Below are 20,762 nucleotides of genomic sequence, written 5' to 3' on the forward strand. Positions count from 1 at the left end.
GACTCATGCCAGATTTGCCCATTCACCTTTGGTACTCGATTACCAACCTCGGCGGCGCAGGCCTTACCCTGCCGCTCGCGTTGGCTATCGCGCTGTGGCTCGTGGTCGGCTACTCGTGGCGTATGGCGGCGAGCTGGGTGTTGGTGCTCGGCCTGGCGATCGGCCTTGTGACGCTCACCAAGATCGCGTTTCTCGGCTGGGGCGTGGGGGTAAGGGAGCTTGACTTCACGGGTATCAGCGGCCACGCCATGCTTTCCACGGCCGTCTATCCCGTCGCGTTTTTCCTGATGCTGCAAGGCGCGCCGTCCTTCGTGCGCGCCACAGGCGTCACCATAGGGCTCGCGGTGGGGCTCGCGGTCGCGCTCTCGCGCGTCGTGCTCGACGCCCACTCGCCTTCCGAGGCTGTCACGGGCTGTGTGGTCGGGGCACTCACCGCTCTGGTATTCGCGCGCTACTGGTGGCACGCGCAGGCCCAGCGCATTTCGGCGGCCGTTGTCGCGCTGAGCCTCGCGGCGCTCACTGTCGCATTGCACAACGTGCATGTGCCCACGCATCGCTGGGTCACGAACATCGCGCTGACCGTTTCAGGTCACGACCGGCCTTACGTGCGCGCCAAATGGAAGGCCAATCGCGCCAACCGCGCGCCAGTCGCGCCCGTCTCGCAAACCCGCAACGGCCTCACCCCGCCCGCGCAGCGCCACGCCTGATCCCGCCTGCGCTGCCGAGTCCCGGCTGACCGGCTGACCGGCTGCCGATTGCTCAACCGCTCAGCCTGCCACGCCTAGCAGCACGCTCGAAGCCTTGAACACGGCCGTCGCCGCTTGCCCCGGCGCGAATCCCAGCGCGTCCACGCTCGCGTCGGTCACGATCGCCGCAATCACGGCGCCGCCCGGCAACGCGAGCGTCACTTCGGCGTTCACGGCGCCGCGCCGCACGACCTCGATCGTCCCGCTCAGCCGGTTGCGCGCCGAGAGCCGCGCCGCATCCGCCGCGCTCGCGACCAGCACGACCGATGTCGCCTTCACGAGCGCCACCACGGGCGCGCCCGCGGCAAGCCCGAGGGCTTCGGCGCTCTCGTGCGTGACCGTGGCCACGAGCGCTTCGCCGCCGGGCACCGCGATCGACACCTCGTCGTTCACCGCGCCCCTCACGATCTCCGAAACAGTGCCAAAGAGCTGATTGCGCGCGCTCGTGCGCATGGCGAAGCGGCCAAGCACGGCCAGATCGCGCGCGAACCCGCCAGCCTGCGCGTCGTCGCCTTCGCCCGAAACGGCCCCGAGCGCGTGCGCCGCACGCTCGAGAAAACGCTGGTGCTCGCGCTCGATGGCGCGAAACGTTTCGACGAGCCTCAGCGCCCGCGGCGTAAGCGTCGTACCGCCGCCGCCCTTGCCGCCCGTCGCGCGCACCACGAGCGCCTCGCCCGCGAGATTGTTCATGACGTCTACGGCGTCCCAGGCACCCTTGTAGCTCATGCCGACCGCTTTCGCAGCGCCCGTGATCGAACCGGTCGCGTGAATGGCTTCCAGCAGCGCGATGCGTGCTGCGCCACCGAGCATCTGCCGGCCGGACTGAAACCAGACCGAGCCGCCCAGGCCCAGCTCCGGCGCTTCGGAGGGGGTGGATGGCGCAGTGGAACCGGCGTCGGCGTCGCCGGCTCCGATGTGTGGGGAGTTCGAGTCAGTGGGATTCATCATGCGCAAAACAAGCCAAAACAAGACGGGATGAGCAAAGATTCAGCACGGTTCGCCAAACCGCCAGCGATTATAGAGACGCGCCTCAAGCACCGCGCGGCACCTTTGGCTCGCCCAGTTCGCGCAGCAGGCGCTCGCCTTCCTTCGCGGTATAGCGCTTGACGGCCTCGCACCAGCCGCGCGCGAATCCGAGCTGATACGGCTCGGCATCCATGCGCTCGAGATAGCGCAGGGCCACCGCGGCGTCGTTGCCGTCGCCGAGCACGCTCTGCAGCCGCGCTAGCGTGCGCGCCACTTCCATGCGCGTGCGGCGCGACGTGAGCGTGGCGAAGAATTCGATCGTATAGCGCAGATACTTCGCATTGATGCGCGCGCGGTGGCGGCTCGCCTCGTCGATGGCCGTGAGTTTTTGCGTGCTCGCGAGCCGCTCGTAATAACGCCGCACGCGCTTCTTTGCGTGGCGGTGCAGCGAAAGCCCGGCGTCGCCGGTGTCGCGCGCACGCCGCGCGAGCGTGTCGAGCCACTGGAGCCACGCCAGCGCCGCCAACGCGTAGCGCGGCGACGCCAGCGCCTCGCGCAGCCGGGCTCGTGCGGCGAGCCGCTGCGCATTCGCCTCGTCGCGAATCGCGTCCCAGCGGCCCGGCTCGAGATCGGCGGCGGCGAGCGCCGGCAGCGTCGACTCGACGAAGACATCGCGGTCACGCGCGTCTCCGAGCAGGCAGCCGAGCCATTTGAGCTCCGGCTCGATGCGCGTCTCCCAGGTCTCGTCGCTCCAGCGCGAGAAGATGCGCATGGCGGTGCGCAGCCGCCGCTGAGACACGCGCATCTGATGGATGAATTCGCCGTTCGTGCTATCGCGCACGCCCGCGTCATTGCCGAACCACTGCGCGCTGATGTTGCGCCCAATCGCCACGAGCGCGGCTTCGGCCGTGGCCGCGCCGCCGAGAGACACGGCTTCGGCCTTGATGGCTTCGGCGTCGCCGGTCACGCTGCCGGCAGCGGCGCGCTCCAGCGCGTCGGTCATGCGCACGAACGCGGGCAGCACCCCGATCAGGTCGGCGGCACAGGCAAAAAGCGCATCGACGATGGGCCGCTCGTCGCCGCCTTCGGGCCAGGGGGCGCTCACGCGCAACTCGTGCAGGTCATGCGAATCGGACAGGGGCGCCGTTTCCGCGCCGTGAGCGTCCTGGGCCACCGCTTCTTGCTGCGGGGGCTGCGGGGCCGATGGCACGTGCAAGTCTTCGTCGAGCGTGAGCAGGACCTCGATACCGTCGCGCGGCCACTGCCAGCGGCTGCGCGTAGCTACGAGCGTGGCCGTTGCTGAGAGATCGTCCGCGCTGCCCAGCGCCTCGCGAAACGGCTCGGGCGCGGCGTCGAAGAGCGCATGCGCAATGCCGCTCGTATCGAGCGGCGCCTCGAAGATCGGCGCGACCACGGTGACCCCCGGCGTATGAACGCACCGGCTCGACACGACGACGTGCTGCGTGTCGCCGTACGATTCCACGGCCACGCGCCAGCCGAGCCCGCCAAGGACGCCGCCACGGTCGAATGCGACCGTCGTCACGCGCTCGCGCGCGTCCGGCAGCGCCACGAGCGAGGGCAAGGCCGCACGCAGGCTCGCGGCCCGCTCCGAAGGATTCGGGCTGGTGTGCGCCCCGGACGCCACTCCCGTGGTGCCGGCGGCTTTTGCGCTTTTTCTACCCGGCGCTGCCGGGATCACGACATCCAGCACGATTTCCAGAACGCGATCCATGAACGCTCCAGGGTTCTGTAGGGCGACGGCTTGGAACAGTGCAAGCGGATGGAGAGCCAGAAACTGCGACGACGCGATCGATGGTACACGCGGGCGCGCCTCGACGCGCCAGGTAACGTCCCTGACCCTTCGGCAACCGGAGTCTGATGATGGTCAAGACTGCCACGGCGAGACGGTGGAAAAATATTTACGTTTCATTCTCTCTCATTTTGCATATCTGTAAGGAGTGTTGAGTGTTCCCTGAGTACAGAGATTTGATTTCGCGCCTCAAGGTCCAGGACGACCATTTCGCCAGGATTTTTCATCGTCACAACGAGCTCGATCAGCAGATCAAGAACATGGAGGCTGGCGTCGTGGCTTCGCATGGCATGGAAGTCGAGCAGCTGAAGAAGGAAAAGCTTCAACTCAAGGATTCGCTCTACCTGATCCTGAGAAAGGCGGCAAACGCCTGAGCCCGACGGCATCCAGCGCTGGCCGCCAGTCGTCAGCGGGCCGGCGCTGGCCATCGGCCGCCGGCTTCGCCCTGGCGCGACTAATCAGCGCCGCGACGACTTCCCCGCGCTCCATTGCCGCACACGCTCCGATGCCCCCGCTTTGAATGCGAGTCACTCCGCACGCACTCCCCTCCCCGCAGCCGCCGACACCATGCCCAAATCCATTCCCTACCCCGCCTCCGACACCACCAGCCCCACCGCACGACTGCCGCTCGTGACGCCCCACAGCGCCGAATTACGCACGGTCGACAGCGCCGTTGAGTCCGCGAGCGAGATGATCGCGGGCGCTGTCCACGATCTCGTCACGCGCGCTCACACCGGGCAAAATCCGCCCGCCGTATTGCTCGAGTCGATCGCGGCATTGATGCAAGGCATGTCACCCGACGAAGCCGCCCAGTTGCGCAGCCTGATCCTCGAAGGCAACCCCGCCGACTGGCGCAACTCGCGCACGCGCCACCCCGACGAGGAGCTCGCCGCCGGCTGGCGCGAGGGCGGCTATCCGTATCGCAACTTGATGTCGCGTCGTGCTTACGAGCGGCAGAAGTACCGGCTGCAAGTCGAACTGCTCAAGCTCCAGGCGTGGGTGCGCGAAACCGGTCAGCGCGTGGTGATCCTTTTCGAGGGCCGCGACGCAGCCGGCAAGGGCGGCACGATCAAGCGCTTCATGGAGCATCTGAACCCGCGCGGCGCCCGCGTGGTGGCACTCGAAAAGCCCACCGAAGTCGAGCGCGGCCAATGGTATCTCCAGCGCTATGTGCAGCATCTGCCTTCGGCGGGAGAGATCGTGCTGTTCGACCGGTCCTGGTACAACCGCGCGGGCGTCGAACATGTGATGGGTTTTTGCACGCCCGAGGAATACGCCGATTTCATGCAGCAGGTGCCGGAATTCGAACGGCAGTTGATTCGCAGCGGCATCCATCTGATCAAGTTCTGGTTTTCGGTAAGCCGTGCCGAGCAGCGGCGGCGCTTCAAGGAACGCAAGGTGCATCCGCTCAAGCAGTGGAAGCTGAGTCCTGTCGATCTCGCTTCGCTCGACAAGTGGGAGGCGTACACACAGGCGAAGGAGGCGATGTTCTCGCAAACGGACACCGCCGATGCGCCGTGGACCGTTGTTCGCTCCGATTGCAAGAAGCGCGCGCGGCTCAATGCCATGCGGTTCGTGCTGCATAAGCTGCCTTATGCGAGCCGGGATGCGCAGGCGATCGGGGCGGTGGATCCGTTGCTGGTAAGTCGGGTGCTGTAAGCGCCTCGTTGACTCATGGGTCTGCGCGCTTGCCCCAGACCAATGCTTCCGGGTGGCGTTCGAGATAATCGGCCAGGGCGTTCAGGCTGGCCAGCGTACGTCGCAACTCGCCCAACGCCTGATGCGCGTCGCTCTGCAACGGCGAACCCTGGTCGAGAAGCTCGTTCGCGGAACGAAACGCCTGTTGCGCCGATTCGAGTGTCGAACGCGCAGCCGGCGCGAGTTCCGCATCGAGCCGCGCAAACAAGACATTCGACTGCTGCAACGAAGCATCCAGATTGTGGCCGATCTCCTCAAGCGGCATGCGGTCGAGCCGGCGCACGATGTTCGACAGCTGATCCTGAAGCGCTTCAAGTGAATTGGGCACCGTCGGCAGTTCAACTGGCGCGCGATCCGTGTCCACACGGGCCGTCGGTGCGTGCGGGAACACGTCGAGTGCGACGTACTTCTGCCCCGTCAAAAGACTTCCCGTGCGTAGCTGTCCGCGCAGCCCCTGAGCGACGAGCTGGCGCAGCAGATTCTTGCCCGCCGTGCCCGCGCCATCGCCGAGCGCGTCGCGATACTTCCGTCCGAGCCGGGAGGGATAAAGGCTCAGCGTCACCAGCATGTCGAAATGGCCGCCCTCAGATCCGAGGTCGATATCGATCGCCGTGACCGTGCCCAATCCGACGCCGCGAAATTCGACTGGCGCCCCCACCGACAACCCGCGCACCGATTGCGCGAAACGCATGCGCACCACGGCGGGCGGCCCCTCGTTCGCGCGCAGCGCGTCTGTGCGGCTATCCGCGAGTTGAAAATCCTCGACGCTCGTGGCGGATACGGCACGCACGTCCCCACGCGGCGTCTCGAACGCCAGCCCGCCCGCGAGCAGCGCCGCGGCCGGCGGGGTATCCAGCCGCATGCCGCTGGAATCTACCTTGAGTTCGACACCGCTCGCCTGCCACCATCGCGTATCGGAGGTCACCAGGCGATCAAAAGGTTTCTGGACGAAAACACCGATACGGACGCTACCGCCACTGGGGGCCAGCGAATAGCCGAGCACCTGCCCGACCTGCGCACCGCGAAAATAAACGGGTGAGCCAGCGTTCAGCGAGCCAAGCGTCGACGCGCGAATCACGAACCGCGCGCCTTCCTCGTCGCTGGTGATTGCCGGCGGCGTGTCGAATCCGATGAATGTGTCGCATGCCGTACGCGAATGAACATCGATATCGACATCGATCCACGTTCCCGATATGGCGGTCATGAGCCCCGAGATGTTCTTCACGTCAATGCGCGGACGCATGACCCAGAATTTCGTGCCGCACATGGCGGCGCGTTGCCCGGCGGCATCGAGCCGCAGTTCGGCATCGACGCGCTGACCGTCCGCGGACACATGCAGACGTTCGAGCCGGCCAATCGCCACGCCTCGATATCGCACCGGCGTTTTCCCGGCGGCCAGCCCTGCGCCCGACACGAAGCTCACTGTTACCCGAGTACCGTGATGCGCCAGCGTATGAGCCAACGAATAAGCCAACATCAAGCCACCAGCGAGGTTCGCAAAAAGCCAGGCGACCCAGACTGCTGAGCGCCATCGCCGCCGGGCATTCACAACTTCCCCGTTACGGCCGCGCCGTTAGCGCAACTGCTCGACGAGTGCATCGGCGCCCTTGTCGATGCCTGTCCTGGCCGCGCTCAGGGAGCCGAACGCTGCGGGCAGATTCATCGCGTTCGGATATTGCTTCGTCACATAGGCGCGAAGCAGGTGACCCGACGCGCTGTCGTAAACCTCCACGGCATACGACACCGAACCGCTGAACGCCCCCTTTCCGCCCCTGATCGCCTGGACGCCGTTATAGAGATTGCCCGCGATGTCGAAATGCATCGCCTGGCCGATCACGGCTGTCGTTTTCTCTGCGCCGGTCAGCGTGAGCTTCACGCGCAGCGTCGCGGACGACGGCTGGGTCGCGAGGTCGAAACGCTTCGAAAGCGTGTCGGCAAACGTCTTGTGCATATACGCGGCGAGCACGTCCTTGTCAGACTCCGTCAAGTCGCCGAACTGATTGTCGCCGCCTTGATACACGGCGACCGGATCGACGATGACCTGCGAATAGCGCGACCACAGCACCGGCGCCGCATAGCGGAATGGCGTTTGAGCGGCGTCCTTATCGCGGTTCTCCTTGAGCTGGGAAGACGAGGCGAGGCTGCTATAGGCAACGGGCTGCACGCCCGCACACGCGGATAACGTTAGGAATGCTACGCAAGCCGACGACGTGTAAAGAAAGCGGGGGTTGAGCACGGAAGCATCCTTTTAAAAGTTGCCGGATACCGCCTGGCATCCGGCTGGGTTCACGACGAGACGAAGCGTAGCATCGGTCTCTAAGGATGTAAACCGTCTATCCGGTTTGTTTACAGAAGGATGCAGGGGTACAATCACGCCCATGGATAACCAGACACGTTCCGAGATTTCCCGCAGAAAGGCGATTGACGCGGCGCTTGCGATCCTGACCCGCGACGGGGTCGGCGGACTGACATTCGATGCGCTTGCGCGCGAAAGCGGCATCAGCAAAGGCGGGCTGCTGCACCAGTTCCGTAACAAGCTGGGCGTGCTGCGCGCGCTGCTCGATCGTCAGCGCGAGCAATTCGAGCAGATCGCGCAAGATCACCTGGCAGCGGGCAGCCAGACCCGGAAAGAACCGGTGCTTTCATCGCAGATCGCGGTCTTCAGGGAGTCCATCAACCAGCCAGACTCCGTTGCACGCGCGGTGCTCGCGGCCCTGATCGAAAGCCCGGCGCTGCTCGACGACCTGAAGGCCAACGACGCGATCAAGATGGAAAGGCTGCAGGCAGAGGCTCGCGATCTCGAACTCTCGCTGCTACGCTACTTTGCCGCGAGCGGCATCGCGTTCAGCACGCTGCTCGGGCTTTCCGCCATGCCCGATGCGCTGCGGGAACGCCTGTTCGACCGGCTTCTCGACGAGAAGAAGTGGTGAGGCAAAAGCCTCGCGAAAGAAATCATCGCGAGGCATGTTGACAGAGGCGGCATCGAGCGCCGCGCTCAAGTCGCGTACTGCGCCACCCCATTCCCAAACGACCAGTTTTCCCGCGCGACATCCACGAGATTGACGAACACATCCTCGCGCCGCACGCCCGGATCGCGCGCGAGGTTTTCGGCAATCTGCGCGAACAGCGCCTTCTTCTGATCCTGCCCGCGCGTATTGCTCACGGCGATCTGAATCATGACCAGATCGTCGCTGCGCTCGATTCCCAGGTAGTTCCGGCCGAACACAAAGTTGTCGGCATCGTGCTCCGTGATGACCATGAAGATGTCGTCCTCGGGCGCCTTGAACACCTCCATCAGCGCTTGATGAATGCCCTGCGTAAGCGCCTTGCGATACGTGGCGGGCTTGCCTGCGCGAACAGCGATACGGGTGAATGGCATGTCGATCTCCTTCTTCGGTGGGTTTGAACATGACACGAGCTTAGGCGCGATCTATCATAATAAACAGGCATAGATAGATATTTCATCCATTTCCATTTGAAATGAAACCACTGGATCTCGACGCCGTGCGCGCCTTCGTGCTCGTCGCCGAACTGCGCAGCTTCACGCGCGCCGCCGACGCCCTCGACACCACGCAATCGGCCGTGAGCCTCAAGCTCAAGCGGCTCGAAGCGCATCTGGGCAAGCAGTTGCTCGAACGCACGCCGCGCGTCGTGCGGCTCTCCGCCGACGGGCTCACGTTCCTCGCCGCGGCTCGCGACCTGCTGGGCGCGCACGAGCGCGCGCTCGGGGCGCTGTCGGGCGATGAGCGGCGGCTCGCGCTCGGCCTGAGCGAGCATGTCGCGGACGCGAACCTGGCCCGCCAGCTCGCCCAGCTTCGCGTTCACGATCCGGGGCTCGTCATCGAGCTGCATCTGGGGCTCTCGGCACATCTGCTCGCGCAGTTCGACGAGCGGCGGCTCGATGCCGTCATCGTCCGACAGGAGGAAGAGGAGGCGCCGCGCGGCGATGCCCGCCGGCTCTTCGCTGAGCCGCTGGTCTGGCTAGCGGCGCCGCAGTGGCAGTGGCAGTCCGGCACGGCGCTGCCGCTCGCGCTGCTCGCCGCGCCTTGCGCGGTGCGGGCCGCGGCAGTTCGCGCACTCGACGCCGCGGGCGTGGCGTGGACCGAAGTGTTCGTGGGCGGCGGCGTCGCCGCGGTGGGTGCGGCGCTGGCCGCGGGTCTGGCGGTCTCGCCGCTGGCGCGCCGCGTCGCGCCGCGCGAACTCATCGACGTCGGCGCAAGGCTCGGCTTGCCCGCGCTGCCGGTTTCGCATGTGATGCTTCACTCGCGGGTGCGCGAGCCCAGGACCGCTGCGACGCTGCAATTGCTCGCTTCGGGGCTCGGCACGGGCTGAACGGCGCTCAGCTCAGGATGGGCGGCAGCGCGTGCGGCGCGGGAATCGCGCGCTGGATGTGCGGCGGCGGCGCATCCACTACGAGCTTGTGGCGCGCCGCGGGACGCACCGCGGCAGGCTTCGGCGTGGGACGCTTTTGCGTGACGGTTTGGGGCGCGGGCGCTGCGCCAGAAGCCGGATGATGCGCGCCTGCCGCCGCGTGGGCCTCGCCGGGCGTGTGTCGCTGCGCCGCGACGTGGCCGTTAGCGTGCGAAGGCTTGCCGGCCTTCGCAGCACTGCGCGGGGCGCTCGCATGCGTCGTGGAACCCGCCGCGTGCGTGTGGTGTCCGGTCGTGTGAGACGCCGCACCGCCGCGCCCGCCACGCGCTTTGGATGTCTGCGCGCCGTGCGATTGCCGGGCAGCATCCGCTGCCTGCCCCGCATGCGCCCCCGCCGTCTTCCCCTGCCCCAATGCCCATACCGGCGCGGCAAAAACCATTGCCGCGACCATCAATACGCCTGCCCGCACCCCGTCTCTCCCCAAAATGCCGTCCCAATGTCCGGCGAGAATTATACCGAGTCAAAACTTGCAATAATCCATATATGGACTAATATCTACTAAAAGTTCAATTCAGGACTCGACCACCATGTCACCCGCCACTGCTTCCGTCTCTCCGTCGCGCCGTCCCGGCGCCGAACCCTCGCTCACCGAAATGTCGGCGGCGGGGCTGAGGGCGTTCTTCCGAATTGCGAGCGACTGGGACCTGAGCGCCGAAGAGCAGATTATTCTGCTCGGCTCGCCGGGCCGATCCACGTACTTCAAGTGGAAGCAGTCCCCGCAAACCGCCCGGCTGGGCCGCGACACACTCGAGCGCCTTTCGCTGCTGCTCGGCATCTACAAGGCGCTGCAGATTCTCCTGCCCCAACCCACCTCCGCCGACACCTGGATCAAGCGCCCCAACAGCGCGCCGCCCTTTGGCGGCCGGCGCGCGCTCGACCGCATGCTGGCCGGCAATGTCAGCGACCTCGTGGCGGTGCGCCAGTATCTCGACGCAATGCGAGGCGGCTGGGCGTGACGCAAACGAACTGGCAAGACCGCTGGCGCAGCGCGCAGCTCACCTGGTCACCCGCGTTCAGGGTGATACCCACCCGCTTTCCCGCTGTGAACCTGTTCGATCGCGTGGCTTCCGCGGACGACTTCGAGGCGCTCTACGCGCTCGAAGCGCTGACCAACGACCGCCTGCGCACCGAAACCGGCGACCTCGATCTCGTGCCGCGCGAGGAGCGCCGCTTCGGTCCCGGCTACGGGCCGATCATGGCGGCGTTCACGCATCTGAATCCGCAGGGCAGCCGTTTTTCCGATGGCACCTACGGCGTGTTCTACTGCGCGCGCTCGCGCGCGACCGCCGTTGCGGAAACGCGCTATCACTCGGGGCTTTTTCTCGCGGCCACGAACGAGCCGCCCATCCGCCAGCAAATGCGGCTCTACACGGTGATCGCGCATGGCGAGGTGATCGATCTGCGCGACGACCCCGCGCTCGACCCAGGCGTGCTCTCGCCCAACGACTACACGGCCGGCCAGGCGCTAGGCCGCGTCGCGCGCGAGGCGCGTGCGCCCGGCATTGCCTATCCGTCGGTGCGCGACGAGGACGGCGAATGCCTCGCCGCGCTCAGCACTACGCTGCTGCGCGCGTGCCATCACGCGGCGTATCTGGAATACAACTGGAATGGGCACACCGTCGACATGGTGTTCGAGTTGAACCGCATCGTATAGCCCGAACGGCGAGCCTCAGGGCAACACGATCGCGGCCGCGCCGTGCGCGAGCGCTTCGACCTGCGAGACCGACCAGATGCGCGACGTGAGCGCCTCGACCATGCTGAGGCGTCCTTCGGTGATGAACGCGCCGGTGTCGATGAACACCTGCGAGCCGATCTGCCGCACTTCGCGCACCGGCGTATGCCCGCAGAACGTGAGCGAGAGCGCATGACGCGCCGGGTCGCCCGTGCCGAGCACGAGATCGCGCCCCCAAAGCATGCGTTCGCGCACGACGGAGTCGAACTGGCCGCTGTCGAGCGCGGCGTCGTCACCGAAAAATTCTGCGTGGATGATGTTGAAGCGCTTTTCGCCCTCGCCCACCACGCGGGCAAGCGGCAACTGGCGCAGCCGTTGCGCGTAGTGCACGAGTTCGGCGTCGGGCACGCTCTGCGCCCAGCCGCCACCGATGCCATACCAGCGATTGCGCGGCATCCGACCTTCGGCCACGGCGCACAGCGCGTCTTCGTGATTGCCGAGCACGGCATAGAACCACGGCTTGTCGAGCAACGCGAGCGCCTGTTCGCATTGCTCGCGCTCGCCGCGGTCAACGAGATCGCCCACCGAAAACAGCCGGTCACGCGCGGTGTCGAACTCGACTTCACGCAATAGATAGCGCAACGCCTCCACGCAACCATGCAAATCGCCTACTACGAAATCGCGACCTGCAAGGTTGGCGGCATGGTGCTGCACGAGAGCGTCGGGTGTATGCGTCATTACTTCATCATAGCGCTGTGTGAGTGGGCCATATGAGCGCCAAATATCGTAAAAAATTCGATAGCGACAGGCGCGCCACGAGGCAGACCGCATGCAAGTGGCGTGCCTGCTCTACAGCATACGCGTTTGCAGAAGCAACTGCTGGCGCGAACGCAGCGCAAAGTCCCGTCGTCCGGGAGTTACCGCGGCTGGGCGCGCAGCGCCGCGACCTGGCCGGCCGTAAGGGTGGCCTGCGGATTGCCGAATTGATTCGTCACGTAGTTGGAAATGGCCGCCACCTGTTCGTTGTTCAATTCATCGCCGAATGCCGGCATCAACACGTCGCTGTCCTTCGTTTGACGCCTCACGCCGTGCAGGATCACCATCGCGAGGTTGTCGGCGCTCGGCGCGCCCGCCACGCTGTTGTGTATGAGCGACGGATACGCCCCCGGCGCGCTTCCCCCCACGCCCTCGCCGGTCCAGTGGTGGCAGCTCGCGCAATTCGCCACGAATAGCTGCAAGCCGTTCGCGGCCGCGATCGCCGTGCCGCGCAGCGCGGTAATGTCGTCCACGGCGGGCTTGCCCCACGCATCTCGCGGCCGCGTCACGCCGCCCGATACCGGCGGCAGCGCCCGCAGGTACGCCACGATCGAGCGCAGGTCCTCGTGCGTCAGATATTGCGTCGAGTGCTGGATCACCTCCGCCATGGGGCCCGCGGCACTTGCGTGACCCGCGGCAATCCCCGTGGAAAGGTAGGCAATGAGCGCGTCGTCGCTCCAGTGGCCAATGCCGCTCGTGCGGTCGGGCGTGATGTTGTACGCCTGCCACCCCGCTTGCGTCGCGCCCGAAAAGCGCTCGGTCGTCTTGAGGCCCTGCATGAAGTTGCGCGGCGTGTGGCACTCCTCGCAATGCGCGAGGCCTTCGACCAGATAGGCGCCGCGGTTGAATTCGGCGCTTTGCTTCGGGTCCGGCACGAAGCGGCCTTCCTCGAAGTTGAAGAGATTCCACAAGATCATCAGCCAGCGCTGATTGAACGGAAAGCGCAATTCGTTCGCGGGCGGCGTGTAATGCACCGGCGCAACGGTATTCAGATACGCGCGGATCGCGAGCATGTCCTGCTCGGTCATGCGCGTGTATTCGACGTAAGGGAAGGCCGGATAGAGCCGCTCGCCGCCCTTGCCGATGCCTTCGTGCAGCGCGCGCACGAAGTCGGTATCGCTCCATTGGCCGATGCCGGTGTCGGGGTCCGGCGTGATGTTCGGCGTGTAGATTTTTCCAAACGGCGTGCTGATGGGCAGGCCGCCCGCAAATGGCCTGCCTGGGTCCGCGGTATGGCACGCGGCGCAATCGCCTAAGCGCGCGAGATAAGCGCCGCGCCTGATGAGCTCGGGCTTGTCGGCGTCCGCATCGGGTGTGGATGTGTCGTCGCCGCGCGCCGTGGACATCGGCAGTTCGTCGACGGGGCGCGTTTGCGATTCGTGCGCGGCGTGCCACGCGATATAGAGCGCGAAGGCGCAGAAAAGCGCGGCCGCGACGGCGGCACGCGCGCGTCTCTCTCGCTCGTGACTGGCGATGGCCGCGGTGGAAGACTTCGTTGTTTTCATCGTCTGGCTCGTATCAAAGCTCGTGGCGCAGCTTGTCGGCCAGCTTCAGCGACAGTGCGGCGATCGTCAGCGTGCAGTTCACGGAAGCGGCCGAGGGCATCACCGCGCTGCTGGCGACGAACAAATTCGAATGGTCGTGCGTGCGGCAGTCGGCATCGACGACCGAATCGGCGGCGTTCGCGCCCATGATCGTCGTGCCCATGATGTGATTGTTCGGCGCGAACGTGTCGTCGAACACGACGTCCGTGCCACCGAAAAGCTGCGCGATCTGCGCGTAGAGATCATGCGTGTTCGCCGCGCTCTTCTTCACGTAGTCGTTGATCGAGTAATAGATCTCGGGCTGCGGAATGCCGAGCCCGTCTTTGTGATCGCTCGATGGCAGCACACGGTTCTGCGGCTCGGGCAAGTGTTCGTGGAAGCTGTTGATGGTGAGCGTGCGCGACGTGCGCTCGCGTATCTGCCGGTCCAGCTCCGCGCCGGTCAAGCCGTTCTTGATGAGCGCGGCAGTGACGGCCATCGTAGGCACCGCGTTCGAGAGATGCAGTTTCTTCGACGCATATTCCGAGCGGAACGCACCGTCGCGGAAGTTCACGACCGAGGTCATTTCCATGGGCCCGCGCCCCGGCCATAGCGGTTCGTTGGCCATGAACGTGACGCCCGTGCCCGGATGATCCATGAGATTGCGACCCACCTGGCCGGAGCTGTTGCCAATGCCGTGCGGGAACGCATCGCTCTTCGACATCAGCATGAGCTTGGGCGTTTCGATGCCGTTCGCAGCGAGCACGAAGAGCTTGCCGGTCACACGCGTGCTTCTGCCGTTCGGGTCCTTGTAGTGGACCGCGGTGACGAGCCCTTTGTTGTCGGCCTCGATGCGATAAACCACGGCCTGCGGCACGAGCTTGGCGCCCGCATGCTCGGCTTTGTCCGCATGCACCACGCCGTTGTACATCGCACCGATCGGGCAGATTGGCATGCAATTGTTGTTGCCGCAGCAAGTGGGGCGCGCATCGAACGGGCGGCTGTTGCGCGCCACCGGCTCGGGCACTACGTGAAAGCCATTCGCATTCAGCACTTGCGAGAAGCGCTGATCCATCCACGAAAGCGGCAACATGCTCATTGGATACGGCCTCGAGCGCGGCGAGCCGAGATCGTACGTCGCGTCCGGTCCCGACACGCCCAACTCCATTTCCGCGAGCTGATACCACGGCTCCAGCGTGTCATAAGGATAGGGCCAGTCGCGGCCCACACCGTACTGCGTCTTCAAACGAAAGTCCGCGGGCAACAAACGCCACGCGGCGGCGGCCCAGTGCCACGTGGTGCCGCCCACGAGCCGCAAATACTGTGAGTTGTACGGATAATCGCCCTTCTGCACGAGATAGTCGTTGGGCGGCACGTATTCAGGATGCGGCGCGTAGCTTACGGAAGGATACGGCGTGGCGAAATCAACCTTGGCGGGAGAGTTGCGAAAGTTCTCCACGATCTGCCAGCGCGCGAGGCGCGGCCCCGCCTCGAGCAGGACCACGGAAGCGCCGGCCTGCGCGAGCTGGTGCGCCACCAGAGCGCCCGCCACGCCGGAGCCGACGACGACCACGTCGGCGGAATATCCTATCGCCATTGTCGACCTCTTCCTTTGGCTTTCATTGTGGGGACCTGGCGCGGTCCGCTATGTGCGCTCGTCGTGTCGCTTTTTGTTCCGCTATTCGCCACCGGGTTTGAGCTTCCAGTAGAACGGTACGTCGCGGCAGTACGAGGGAATCGTGAGCACGTCGTTGACGGGGTCGAACATCAACGCCTTTTCGAATGCCACCACCTGCACCTTCGGCATCTCGCCCACGAGACCGAGATACCACGCGCGCATGATGTCTCCCACCATCGAAGCGAGTTCCGGCTGATCGGTCTTGAGCGCAGCGGTCACCGTATCGGAGGGCACGCCGCCGTGGCCTTGAATCCACGTGTTGAGCGTGGCGACGTTCGCGTCGAACTGGCTGCTCGCGTGGTCGAGCGCAGCGTAGACGCGCTTGCCGAGCACGGCGTTGAAACTCGTGCGGCCAGTGAGGCGTTGCGATAGCTTGATGAAAGCGTCATAGCCGCTACCGGATGCGGGTGTTGCCGCGGGTGTAGCTGCAAGCGCGCGGCCCATGCCGAAGGGCGCGCGAGAACCCCCGGCAGCCGCGAAGGCGAGCAGCGCCGCTGCGCACGCTCCCGAAACGAAACGCCTGCGGCCGGGACGGCCGTGGCGGTCAAATGCGGCGGGAAGATCGTGCGGCGCCTGAGACATCCCGTGTTGTGTCACATCTGTCATGAGCGCTCCAGATGAGGTCGATCCCCGCCAGGTTCCCCTGGCTGGGGGGCGAAACACGCTTGCCGCCGGCGCGGGCGGCGCTTGATACTTTGAGTCGACAATAAACGTTTGTTATCGTCGTTCAACGCGCATCGCTGCATATGCACCGTTGCCGCGTTGCGCAAGCAATATAGCCCCTTATGACCCGATAAGACAAACCGAAAGCTTGCATGCCCGGCATAACAGCGCGCCACCACGCAAAGGCTCGCACGGTAGAATCGCCGCAATTCATCTGCATCCCTCACGCCATACGCCATGAACCTCATTCCGCAGGTACTGCGCAACCGGCCGCACATGATGATCGCCATCGCCGTGGGCGTCGTGCTCGGCGCATTCGCGCCCGCCAGGATCCACACTTCGGCGCGCGTCCTGCTAGGCTGGGACGCGACGGTGTGGACCTATCTCGTCCTGATGTGGGTGCACATGGTGTTCGCAAACGAAGAGAGCGTGCGCGCGAACGCCCGCCGCGAAGATGAAAACGCGGGCACCGTGCTGTTTCTCATCTGCACCGCAACGGTCGCGAGCATTGTCGCCATCGTCATCGAACTGGGCACGACGAAAGACCTCGACACGGCCTCGAAAGTGCTGCATTCGCTGCTCACGGGCGCCACGCTCATCGGCGCGTGGTTTCTCATTCCCACCATCTTCACGCTGCACTACGCACGGGTGTACTACGGCTCCGATCCCGACGAGCCCGCCCTCGTGTTTCCCGACAAAAAGCTCACGCCGAATTACTGGGACTTTCTGTACTTCTCGTTCACCATCGCCTGTGCCTCGCAAACCGCCGATATCGGCCTGCGCGGGCGCAGTGCGCGCCGCGGTGTGCTCGCACAATCGATTTTGTCGTTCTATTTCAACGTTTCTGTGCTAGGGCTATGTGTGAACATCGCCGCGAGCATGGTCGGTAGCTAGTCCGCCTCCTTTTTCCTCGCTGCAACGGATACCGGCAATCGCCGCCGGCCGTAGCGGATTTTTCGCGCGCTTTTTTCGCCCAGGCTTTGCGAACGTGCGCCAGCGCGCGGCGGCGTGCAGGCGCGCTCCACATGGGCATGTGCCTTGCTCCCCTCCAACGCAAGTCGCCACGCGGCGCAAGCGGTTTGGTTCCGGCCTGCTCTTGCACTACTCTGAACAGGTGCCTGTCCACACGCGCAGCGCGGCACGCTCCGGCAGCCCCCGGGCGGCGCGATCGCATTTCGGCTAACGTCGAATTGCATCCCCTTCGCCTGACGTACCTGGAATACGACCGATGGAACCTCCCCACGCCTACGCGCCGCGGATCTACTTCGTCCATTCCGTGCTTGCAGGACCACTCGACGCGTGGCCGGCGCACATCGCCCGCGCGGCGTCGCTTGGCTTCGATCACGTCCTGATAGGCGCGCTGTTCGCCTCGGGCGCGTCGGGCGACGACCGCATCGTCGCCGACCATGCGCGCCTGAACGCGGCCTTCGGCAGCAAGCTTCCCGCCGCCGACGCCATACGCGAACTCGCGCTCGCGGCGCAAGCGCGCGGCGTCACGCTGCTCGCGGACCTCGTGCTCGATCGCAGCGCCGCCGACGGCGCGCTCTACGCCGCCCATCCCGAGTGGTTCCACCCCTTCGAGCCCGAAGACGCGCGCCTCGATCCACGCCACGGCCATCGCGAAGCCAACGTTGCGTACGCCGATTTCGAGCGCGCGAGCGCGCCGCTCATTGCATGGTGGACCGCGCACGCCGTCGCGCTCGTCGAAGCGGGCATCGGCGGCTTTCGCGTGGACTCGCCGCACAGCACGCCGCCCCATGTGCTGCGCGCGATCTTCGACGCCGTGCGTGCGCGCTTTCCGCAAACGCGCTGGCTCGCCGCTACGCCCGGCTTGCCGCGCGAAGCGATCGCGCACCTCGAAGGTGCAGGCTTCGACGCAGCCTTCTCCTCGTTGCGCTGGTGGGACTTCTCGTCGAGCTGGATGGTCGAGGAGCACGCCGCACTGCGCCGCGTGGGCTCGCCGATAACGTTTCCAGAACCGCCCTATGGCGCGCGCTACGCGCACGACCAGGAAGGCGCCGCCGATGCACGCGCCGTCGAGCGCGCGTATCGCCGCATGCTGCGCACGGCAGCCGCGCTCGGCACCGGCTGGCTGATGCCGATGGGCTTCGAATACGGCGTGGACGAAGCGACCGCGCACAGCGGCAACAGCGCGCAGGCGTGGGAAGCTGCGAAAGCGCGCGCGCCATTCGACCTGAGCGCAGACGTCGCGCACGCCAACGCGCTGCAACGCGAAACGTGGACGCTGCAAACGAACGGCGAATTGCGCGCGCTCAACGGTCCTGGTGCGAGCGTCGCGGCGCTCTTGCGCGGCGACCGCGCAGACCTGCGCGATGCGGGCGACGCCGTGCTCACGCTCATCAATCCCGCGCTCGCCGCGCCGGTGCGCGTGGATCTCTCTCGCCTGCTCGACGGCGTGCCTGGCGGCTTCACGCGCTTCGCGCCGCTCGACGCCGAAACGCTGCGCGGCGCACGCCTGCCCGCGTCTCGCGACGCGAGCGCGATCCCCGACACGTTCGCGCTGCCAGCTGGCGCATGCTGGATGTTCCGCGCGCTCGCGAGCCCGCTCGTGGTGCTCGCGCCGCCCGAAGATCGCGGCAAGACGGACACGAGCGGCCACAAGAGCGTGCTCGAGGCGATCGCCGCGCCGCGCATTGCGATCGAGAGCGCGCAGCCCTCGGTCGATCACGGACGCTTCGCCGCGAAGCGCACCGTGGGCGAGCGCTGCGAAGTGCGCGCGGCGATCTTCGCCGAAGGCCACGACAAAATCGACGCCGCCGTGCTCTGGCGCGCCGCCGACGAAACCGCGTGGCACGAGTCGCCGATGTCGCCCGTGGCGCCCCCCGGCACCGACCTGTGGGCGGGCAACATTCCGCTCGATCGCGTGGGACGCTACGAGTACGTCGTGATCGCCTGGCGCGACGACTTCGCCTCGCTCGCGGAACATCTGCACAAGAAGCGCGTGGCGAACCAGCCCGTCGATCTGGAACTGGAGGAAGCGAGCCGCCTGTTCGCACTCGTGCTCGCCACGGCGGAAACGTCGGGCACGAGCGGCGATGACCAGAAGCGCAGCAACGAAACGCTCGACGCCATCGTCAAGCGCTTCATTGCTGCGGACACCGAAACACGTTGCGCGATCATTGCCGCGCCTTCTACAGCCGCGGCCGTGCGCGCCGCGCGCCACCGCCCGTTCCTTTCGCGCGACATCATCGTCAATCGGGTGGACGCGGAACGCAGCGCCGCGCGTTTCGCGAACTGGTATGAAATCTTCCCGCGCTCGATGAGCGACGACGAATCGCGCCACGGCACCTTCGACGACGTGATCGCGAAGATGCCGCGCATTCGCGAAATGGGCTTCGACGTGCTGTACTTCCCGCCGATCCACCCCATCGGCCTCGCAAACCGCAAGGGGCGCAACAACACGCTCAATGCGCAGCCCGGCGACGTGGGCAGCCCCTATGCGATCGGCGCGGCCGAAGGCGGCCACACCGCAGTGCATCCGCAACTGGGCACGCTCGAGGACTTCTGCCGCATGCTCGCCGCGGCGCACGAACAAGGCCTCGAAATCGCGCTCGATTTCGCAATTCAATGCTCGCCCGACCACCCGTGGTTGAAGGCGCATCCCACCTGGTTCGCATGGCGGCCCGACGGCACGCTGCGCTACGCCGAAAACCCGCCGAAGAAGTACCAGGACATCGTGAACCCCGAGTTCTACGCGCACGACGCGAAGCCCGATTTGTGGCTCGCGCTGCGCGACGCGATCCTGTTCTGGGTGGACACGGGTGTGCGCATTTTCCGCGTGGACAACCCGCACACGAAGCCGCTGCCGTTCTGGGAATGGATGATCGCCGACGTGCGCGCGCGCCATCCCGATGTGATCTTCCTCTCCGAAGCCTTCACGCGGCCGCGCCTCATGTACCGCCTTGCCAAACTTGGCTTTTCGCAGTCGTACACGTATTTCACGTGGCGCGAGTCGAAGCGCGATTTCACCGAGTACCTCACGGAACTCACGCAAACCGAGGTGCGGGACTTCTATCGCCCGAACTTCTTCGTCAATACGCCCGACATCAATCCGCGCCATTTGCAGACCGGCGCGCGCTCGAGCTTCCTGATCCGTGCGGCGCTGGCCGCGACGCTTTCGGGGCTGTGGGGCGTGTATTGCGGATTCGAGCTGTGTGAAGGGCGCGCCATGCCCAATTCGGAAGAATATCTGGACTCCGAAAAATATCAGCTGCGCGCCTGGGACTGGCATCGCCCCGGCAATATCGTCGCGGAGATCGCCACGCTCAACCGCATTCGCCGCGCCAACCCCGCGCTGCAGACGCATCTCGGCATCACGTTCCTCGACGCGCGCAACGACTCGCTGCTCTGCTTCGAGAAAGCCACGCCCGCGCGCGACAACGTGCTCGTCGTCGCCATCAGTCTCGACGCCTTCAACGAGCAGGGCGCCGACTTCGAACTTTCGTGGGCGACGTTCCAGCGCTGGCACCTCGACGACCATGCCCCGCTCAATGTCGTCGACGAAATGACGGGCGATCGCTTCGAGTGGCATGGCCGCTGGCAGCACGTGCGGCTCGACCCGCATGCGCGCCCGTTTGCGATCTGGCGCATCGAGCCCGCAAAGGGCTTGCCGCGCGAAGAGCCGCTGCCTGAGCACGACGAACACGATGAGCACGTCGAGGGCCATCCCGAACTCGACGCGGACTTCCCGCCCGGAGGAGCGACATGAAACGCGACCCCGCAACGCACGAGCCTGTGG

At 65.7% G+C, this 20,762-nt stretch carries 19 protein-coding genes; 9 read left to right on the forward strand and 10 right to left on the reverse strand.

The genetic code is table 11. From position 1 onward, the window contains the following. Positions 1-5 precede the first annotated feature (5 nt). Positions 6-707, forward strand: coding sequence for a phosphatase PAP2 family protein (locus VSR72_RS05415; protein WP_342951377.1), 702 nt, complete (start codon positions 6-8; stop codon positions 705-707). 60 nt (positions 708-767) lie between these two features. On the opposite strand, the gene VSR72_RS05420 is transcribed toward VSR72_RS05415, so the two are convergent. Continuing rightward, the gene (locus tag VSR72_RS05420) at positions 768-1,694 is read right to left on the reverse strand and encodes a TOBE domain-containing protein (protein ID WP_342951378.1); all 927 of its coding nucleotides are present in this window, start codon (positions 1,692-1,694) and stop codon (positions 768-770) included. A gap of 82 nt (positions 1,695-1,776) precedes the next feature. Then, positions 1,777-3,444, reverse strand: coding sequence for a CHAD domain-containing protein (locus VSR72_RS05425; protein ID WP_342951379.1), 1,668 nt, complete (start codon positions 3,442-3,444; stop codon positions 1,777-1,779). A gap of 233 nt (positions 3,445-3,677) precedes the next feature. Between VSR72_RS05425 and VSR72_RS05430 the strand changes: the two genes are divergently transcribed. Beyond that, positions 3,678-3,896: a YdcH family protein gene (locus VSR72_RS05430; protein WP_201696158.1), complete on the forward strand. Its 219-nt coding sequence runs from the start codon at positions 3,678-3,680 to the stop codon at positions 3,894-3,896. A 247-nt stretch (positions 3,897-4,143) separates the two neighbouring features. Next, entirely contained in the window at positions 4,144-5,181 is a 1,038-nt protein-coding gene (gene ppk2, locus VSR72_RS05435) for a polyphosphate kinase 2 (RefSeq protein WP_342951579.1), read from the forward strand. A 13-nt stretch (positions 5,182-5,194) separates the two neighbouring features. On the opposite strand, the gene VSR72_RS05440 is transcribed toward ppk2, so the two are convergent. Both VSR72_RS05440 and VSR72_RS05445 read right to left on the reverse strand, forming a co-directional pair. Then, entirely contained in the window at positions 5,195-6,769 is a 1,575-nt protein-coding gene (locus VSR72_RS05440) for an MlaD family protein (RefSeq protein WP_342951380.1), read from the reverse strand. 24 nt (positions 6,770-6,793) lie between these two features. Continuing rightward, positions 6,794-7,456, reverse strand: coding sequence for a DUF3313 domain-containing protein (locus tag VSR72_RS05445; protein WP_342951381.1), 663 nt, complete (start codon positions 7,454-7,456; stop codon positions 6,794-6,796). 142 nt (positions 7,457-7,598) lie between these two features. Here VSR72_RS05445 and VSR72_RS05450 point away from each other — a divergent pair, with 142 nt between their 5' ends. Beyond that, positions 7,599-8,150 carry a TetR/AcrR family transcriptional regulator gene (locus tag VSR72_RS05450; protein WP_342951580.1) on the forward strand — a complete coding sequence of 184 codons (552 nt, stop codon included), beginning with the start codon at positions 7,599-7,601 and terminating at the stop codon, positions 8,148-8,150. A gap of 65 nt (positions 8,151-8,215) precedes the next feature. Here the strand turns inward: VSR72_RS05450 and VSR72_RS05455 are convergent, their stop codons facing one another. Next, positions 8,216-8,599, reverse strand: coding sequence for a tautomerase family protein (locus VSR72_RS05455; protein ID WP_342951382.1), 384 nt, complete (start codon positions 8,597-8,599; stop codon positions 8,216-8,218). 101 nt (positions 8,600-8,700) lie between these two features. Between VSR72_RS05455 and VSR72_RS05460 the strand changes: the two genes are divergently transcribed. Then, complete coding sequence (locus VSR72_RS05460) at positions 8,701-9,552, forward strand: LysR substrate-binding domain-containing protein (RefSeq protein WP_342951383.1); 852 nt, start codon at positions 8,701-8,703, stop codon at positions 9,550-9,552. A gap of 7 nt (positions 9,553-9,559) precedes the next feature. Here VSR72_RS05460 and VSR72_RS05465 read toward each other — a convergent pair whose 3' ends face one another. Continuing rightward, a complete protein-coding gene (locus VSR72_RS05465; protein WP_342951384.1) occupies positions 9,560-10,060 on the reverse strand; it encodes a hypothetical protein in 501 nt (166 codons plus the stop codon). Between the two features lie 118 nt (positions 10,061-10,178). On the opposite strand from VSR72_RS05465, the gene VSR72_RS05470 reads away from it, so the two are divergent. Both VSR72_RS05470 and VSR72_RS05475 read left to right on the forward strand, forming a co-directional pair. Beyond that, entirely contained in the window at positions 10,179-10,607 is a 429-nt protein-coding gene (locus VSR72_RS05470) for an MbcA/ParS/Xre antitoxin family protein (protein WP_342951385.1), read from the forward strand. Then, the gene (locus VSR72_RS05475; protein ID WP_342951386.1) at positions 10,604-11,305 is read left to right on the forward strand and encodes an RES family NAD+ phosphorylase; all 702 of its coding nucleotides are present in this window, start codon (positions 10,604-10,606) and stop codon (positions 11,303-11,305) included. The genes VSR72_RS05470 and VSR72_RS05475 overlap by 4 nt, the downstream gene beginning before the upstream one ends. A gap of 15 nt (positions 11,306-11,320) precedes the next feature. On the opposite strand, the gene VSR72_RS05480 is transcribed toward VSR72_RS05475, so the two are convergent. The 4 genes from VSR72_RS05480 to VSR72_RS05495 form a co-directional block, all read right to left on the reverse strand. After that, complete coding sequence (locus tag VSR72_RS05480) at positions 11,321-12,061, reverse strand: metallophosphoesterase (RefSeq protein ID WP_342951387.1); 741 nt, start codon at positions 12,059-12,061, stop codon at positions 11,321-11,323. A 179-nt stretch (positions 12,062-12,240) separates the two neighbouring features. Beyond that, positions 12,241-13,644, reverse strand: coding sequence for a cytochrome c (locus tag VSR72_RS05485; RefSeq protein ID WP_342951388.1), 1,404 nt, complete (start codon positions 13,642-13,644; stop codon positions 12,241-12,243). A gap of 13 nt (positions 13,645-13,657) precedes the next feature. Further along, a complete protein-coding gene (locus VSR72_RS05490) occupies positions 13,658-15,259 on the reverse strand; it encodes a GMC family oxidoreductase (protein WP_342951389.1) in 1,602 nt (533 codons plus the stop codon). A gap of 81 nt (positions 15,260-15,340) precedes the next feature. Then, on the reverse strand, positions 15,341-15,922 hold the full coding sequence (locus tag VSR72_RS05495; protein ID WP_342951581.1) for a sugar dehydrogenase complex small subunit: 582 nt from the start codon (positions 15,920-15,922) through the stop codon (positions 15,341-15,343). Between the two features lie 318 nt (positions 15,923-16,240). Here VSR72_RS05495 and VSR72_RS05500 point away from each other — a divergent pair, with 318 nt between their 5' ends. Both VSR72_RS05500 and VSR72_RS05505 read left to right on the forward strand, forming a co-directional pair. Next, positions 16,241-16,897, forward strand: coding sequence for a DUF1345 domain-containing protein (locus VSR72_RS05500; protein ID WP_342951390.1), 657 nt, complete (start codon positions 16,241-16,243; stop codon positions 16,895-16,897). A 334-nt stretch (positions 16,898-17,231) separates the two neighbouring features. Further along, positions 17,232-20,732: a maltotransferase domain-containing protein gene (locus VSR72_RS05505; RefSeq protein WP_342951391.1), complete on the forward strand. Its 3,501-nt coding sequence runs from the start codon at positions 17,232-17,234 to the stop codon at positions 20,730-20,732. The last annotated feature ends 30 nt before the right edge of the window (positions 20,733-20,762 follow it).

This window comes from Paraburkholderia sp. JHI869 (genome assembly GCF_038900775.1).
Classification (GTDB): Bacteria; Pseudomonadota; Gammaproteobacteria; order Burkholderiales; family Burkholderiaceae; genus Paraburkholderia.